This is a genomic window from Bradyrhizobium sp. (assembly GCF_016213215.1).
In the GTDB taxonomy this organism is placed as follows: Bacteria; Pseudomonadota; Alphaproteobacteria; order Rhizobiales; family Xanthobacteraceae; genus Bradyrhizobium.
The window spans coordinates 1-4,194 of the sequence record NZ_JACRAW010000073.1 but is presented as its reverse complement, the minus strand read 5'-3'; the positions used below and the strand labels follow the sequence as shown (position 1 = coordinate 4,194).

Sequence of the window (4,194 nt, the reverse complement as noted above, 5' to 3'; positions counted from 1 at the left end):
GCGCGCGTGCAGCGCCGTCATCACCTCGTTCCACAGCACGCCCGATACCATGACGTTGCGCTTTTCCATCGAGGTGACCTTGTTGCGCCGCTTGCGCGCCAGCTCGAAGGCCACCCGCCCGATGCGCTCGATCTCGTAGGTATCGTAGACCTGGGTGTCGATGGCGCGCTTCTGGCCATTGCCGAGATCGGTGATGGTCTTCGGCTCGCCGAAATACACCCCGCCGGTCAGCTCGCGCAGGATCATGATGTCGAGGCCTTCGACCAGCTCGCGCTTGAGCGAAGACGCATCGGCGAGCGCCGGATAGGTCACCGCCGGACGCAAGTTGGCATAGAGGTCGAGGTCCTTGCGCAGGCGCAGCAGCCCGGCCTCCGGCCGCACGTCAAAGGGCACCTTGTCCCATTTCGGTCCGCCCACCGCGCCGAAGATCACGGCGTCGGCGGCCTTGGCCTTCTCCATGGTGGCGTCGGTAATGGCGACCCCGTGGGCGTCGAAGCAGCAGCCGCCTACCAGGGCTTCCTCGGTGGTGAACCCGTCGGGGCCCTTCTTGTTGAAGAAGTCGATGACGCGCTTCACTTGCGCCATCACCTCGGGGCCGATGCCGTCGCCGGGCAATAGAAGAAGATTGTGGGTCGCCATTTTGTACGCCTCGCCATTTACTCGACTGCGCGGAGTGCTAAAGGGCAAGGCAGGCAATGGCAAGCGCGAACAGCGCCGCCGTCAATGCGAAATGGCTGGCGTCTCCGATTCGACCGGCTTCGGGGTCACGTCCGGCAGGCCTCGCTAAGGACGTCGACAAGAGCCGCCGTAATCGGAAGCTTGGTTTGCGCCTCGACCCAGAGATATTGCCCCGCCGGATTAATTTCGAGAAATACGTGGCGCCCGTCAGGCGTCACGATGAAATCGAACGCACCGAAATGCAGCCCGAATATCTGCATGAATGCGTGAATCTTGGCTGCGACGTCGGCCGGCAGCTCGATCGACTGTTCCTCGATGTCAAAAGGCCTGCGTCGCCAGTCGATCTCTGTTTCGGGATTTGCTTGTGAGTCGATTTTTGCGGCGAAGATGCGCGAGCCGACCACGGTTGCTCGCACTTCATAGGCCTTCTTCACGTATTGCTGGAATATGCCCGGACTTGTCCGGATCAGATCGAGGTTCTTGATCTCGTTCTCGGTGACAATTCCGGTATAGAGGGCCTTTCCCGGTTCAAGGTTCAAGCTTTGCGAATGAGCCTTGTAGACGATCGAATCTTTCCATCGCGTGAGAAAACGACGGACCTCATTCGCATCGTTTGTGATGACGGTCGGTGGAATTTCCAGGCCAACCTGGCGAGCGACGTAAAGTTGGGCGGCCTTCGAGTTCGCGCGCGCGTGGCAGTGCGGGTGGTTCATCCACAAGACTCCCATGATCGTCATGAGAGCCTCCAGCGCGCGTTGCGATTCCTCCTGCGCAAATTTCAAATCTTCGTCGTCAAGACCGTCGGGAAATCCGGATGGCCGAAATCCACGACACCAAACGCTCCCGATCGACGCAACATCGAGCGTGCGTCCATCGATCGACATTTCCGCGCCGAAATGATCGTTCGATGCACGATAGGTCAAGACGGCATTGACCGGAAACTGATCGAGATTCCAGCGCAAACACGGAACGTTGCGCCGCCGCAATTCCGCCAGCAGACAGTCCGCCGTAGGCTCAAATCGCTCGGTAATCAGAACGCAAGTCTTAGACACTGTCGGCCCCCTCCCGCGCCGGGAAGCGGGCTCGCCGCCCATCATGTGGCGTTGCACCCGCGACGGCCGCCGAGCCCGGATCAGAATCGGTTGAAACGAAAGCTATGCGATATTCTGACGAATGTCGGCAGCGTCGCGGATTGCTCTAATTACCCACAGTTATCGTCGCATTTGGGGCAGGTCGGGCAGCCGGCGGTCACGGTGGCGTTGATCGTCGCGACCTTTTGGGAGTCATGATAGATCGGCCGCCGTGACGCGGGATCGACCATCATTTGAAGTTCGGGATCATAAATCATGTCCGGCGGGGTCACCGGCGTCACCGATCCGACGAATTGCTTGGCGAAAAGCTTGTCCGATCCAATGGCTACGCCAATGACGGTGCCGGCAGCGCCAAGTCCGAACAGACGCAATGCGCTACGTCGGGCCGCGCTAAACGTGCTGGTTTTGGTCATGATGCCGCATTCTCCTGTTTGCATTCGACAGCGGACTCAAATTTAACAATATTAATGTCGGTCTCGCGCATAGCCGCTGTCAAGCAGGATCGCGCGCCAAGCCGAATTGGAATTCGACCGAGGGCATTCGAATCGCTGGTCTATTTTGGTCCGGGGCCATGACGACCGACCGAACCGAACGCTACAACCCGCTGAACCAGTTGTAACCCTGGTTTTCCCAATAGCCGCCTCTGTCGGTATTGGTGACTTCCATCGCCACCACGTATTTCGGGTTCTTGAAGCCGAGCTTGGTGGGGATGCGGATCTTCATCGGGAAGCCGTAGGCGCGCGGCAGGATCTTGTGGTCGTATTTGAAGGTCATCTGCGTCTGCGGATGCAGCGCGGTCGGCATGTCGATGGTGTTGGTGTAGCCCTCGGCGCATTTGAACCAGACATATTTGGCGCGGGTGTCGGCGCCGATGCGCGCGAGGAATTCCGACAGCGGCGTGCCCTGCCAGGAGCCGATGGCGCTCCAGCCTTCGACGCAGACGTGGCGGGTGATCTGCGACACCTCGGGCAGCGCGTGCAGCTCGGCAAGCGTCCACGGCTTCTTGTTGTCGACCAGGCCGGCCACTTCGAGTTTGTAGCTGTTGCCGTCGACTACCGGCGCGTCGTCCTCGTCGTAATAGGCGTTGAACGGTAATGGCCGCGTGATGGCGCTTTCCGGATAAGTCGGCGCCAGCTTGGTCGGACTGAACAGCGCCGCCTGCGCGCCGTCGTTGAAGGCGGAAATCTTGCGCAAGACGCCTTCGGCGGTGTCGCCGTCGATGATGTCGCAGCCGGTCAGCAAGGTAAGCGCGCCCAGGCTGGCGGCGCCGCGCAGGAAAGCGCGCCGGGAGGCCGCGGGCATCAGCGAGGCGGCATCCTTGATCAGCAGTTGCGGATCGACGCCGGGGATGATTCTACGCTGGCGCATGATGCCCACCTATCGCCCGGTGACCATGGCGCGTAGGCTCTTCGGCACGATCAGCGCCAGCGCCACATGCACGACCAGGAATCCGACGATCGCGGCCATGGCGAAGAAATGCACGTAGCGCGCCGCATCGTAGCCGCCGAACAGCGCGGTCAGTTCCTGCAGCTGCACCGGCTTCCAGATCGCCAGGCCCGACAGCACCACCACGATGCCGGCGAGGATCACGCCGGCATAGAGCAGCTTCTGCACTGCGTTGTAGCGCGACAGATCGTCGTGCGAGAGCTTGAAGCTGAGCGCCGCCTTGGCGTCGGCCAGCACTTGGCGCGGGCTGATCGGCAACAGCTTGCGGCGGAAACGGCCGCTGACGATGCCGAGCGTCAGATAGACGAGGCCGTTGATCGCCAGCACCCACATGGCGGCGAAATGCCAGAGCAAGGCGCCGGCCAGCCAATTGCCGAGCGAGATGCTCTTGCCGAAGCGCAGACCGTCAAACAGCGGCGCGGCGTCGTAGATCTGCCAGCCGGAGCCGATCATCACCAGGATGGCGAGCGCATTGATCCAATGGGTGACGCGCACCCAGAGCGGATGAACGGTCTCCCGTACCGCGATCCGATTGCCGTCGACTGCCGTTTCCGCGCTCATCATTCGTTTCCGTGATTGGCGGTTGGCATAGTACGTACCCGCCGGGCCCCTGGATGAAAGAACCCGGCGGCCGGCCATTTATTTCTTCATGCTGTCCTTGGACATATTGTCTTTGGCCATGGCGTCGTCTTTCTTCATCGAATCCTTGGACATGGTGTCTTTCGACATCGTGTCCTTCTTCATCGAATCCTTCGACATGGTGTCCTTGGACATGGTGTCCTTTTTCATGTCGTCGGCGGCATAGGCCATCGGCGCCATGGCCACACCGGTCGCGATTACGGTCGACAGGATAGCGGAAAACAGAAGACCCTTTTTCATCGCGCGTGCTCCCTCTGGAATGGATTCGCGCTTTAATCGCTAACATAAGGGTTAAACACGTCCTCATCAGTTTCCCGTTCTCGGAAGCTAGCGTTCGGCT

At 60.4% G+C, this 4,194-nt stretch carries 6 protein-coding genes; all 6 read right to left on the bottom strand.

What is annotated here, in order from left to right:
- Positions 1-639: isocitrate/isopropylmalate family dehydrogenase (locus HY852_RS12855; RefSeq protein ID WP_291605084.1), on the bottom strand; the 639-nt coding region annotated here is incomplete at its 3' end.
- A gap of 125 nt (positions 640-764) precedes the next feature.
- On the bottom strand, positions 765-1,775 hold the full coding sequence (locus tag HY852_RS12850; protein ID WP_291605083.1) for an MvdC/MvdD family ATP grasp protein: 1,011 nt from the start codon (positions 1,773-1,775) through the stop codon (positions 765-767).
- Positions 1,776-1,879: 104 nt separating this feature from the next.
- Positions 1,880-2,182: a hypothetical protein gene (locus tag HY852_RS12845; RefSeq protein ID WP_291605082.1), complete on the bottom strand. Its 303-nt coding sequence runs from the start codon at positions 2,180-2,182 to the stop codon at positions 1,880-1,882.
- Positions 2,183-2,363: 181 nt separating this feature from the next.
- On the bottom strand, positions 2,364-3,140 hold the full coding sequence (locus HY852_RS12840; RefSeq protein ID WP_291605085.1) for a molybdopterin-dependent oxidoreductase: 777 nt from the start codon (positions 3,138-3,140) through the stop codon (positions 2,364-2,366).
- Positions 3,141-3,146: 6 nt separating this feature from the next.
- Positions 3,147-3,776, bottom strand: coding sequence for a cytochrome b/b6 domain-containing protein (locus HY852_RS12835; protein WP_291605081.1), 630 nt, complete (start codon positions 3,774-3,776; stop codon positions 3,147-3,149).
- A gap of 78 nt (positions 3,777-3,854) precedes the next feature.
- A complete protein-coding gene (locus HY852_RS12830; protein WP_291605080.1) occupies positions 3,855-4,094 on the bottom strand; it encodes a pentapeptide MXKDX repeat protein in 240 nt (79 codons plus the stop codon).
- Positions 4,095-4,194 lie beyond the last annotated feature (100 nt).

Coding starts and splice junctions, on each gene's coding strand:
- HY852_RS12850 (WP_291605083.1), bottom strand. CDS start 1,775: ATGATGGGCGGCGAGCCCGCTTCCCGGCGCGGGAGGGGGCCGACAGTG.
- HY852_RS12845 (WP_291605082.1), bottom strand. CDS start 2,182: ATGACCAAAACCAGCACGTTTAGCGCGGCCCGACGTAGCGCATTGCGT.
- HY852_RS12835 (WP_291605081.1), bottom strand. CDS start 3,776: ATGAGCGCGGAAACGGCAGTCGACGGCAATCGGATCGCGGTACGGGAG.
- HY852_RS12830 (WP_291605080.1), bottom strand. CDS start 4,094: ATGAAAAAGGGTCTTCTGTTTTCCGCTATCCTGTCGACCGTAATCGCG.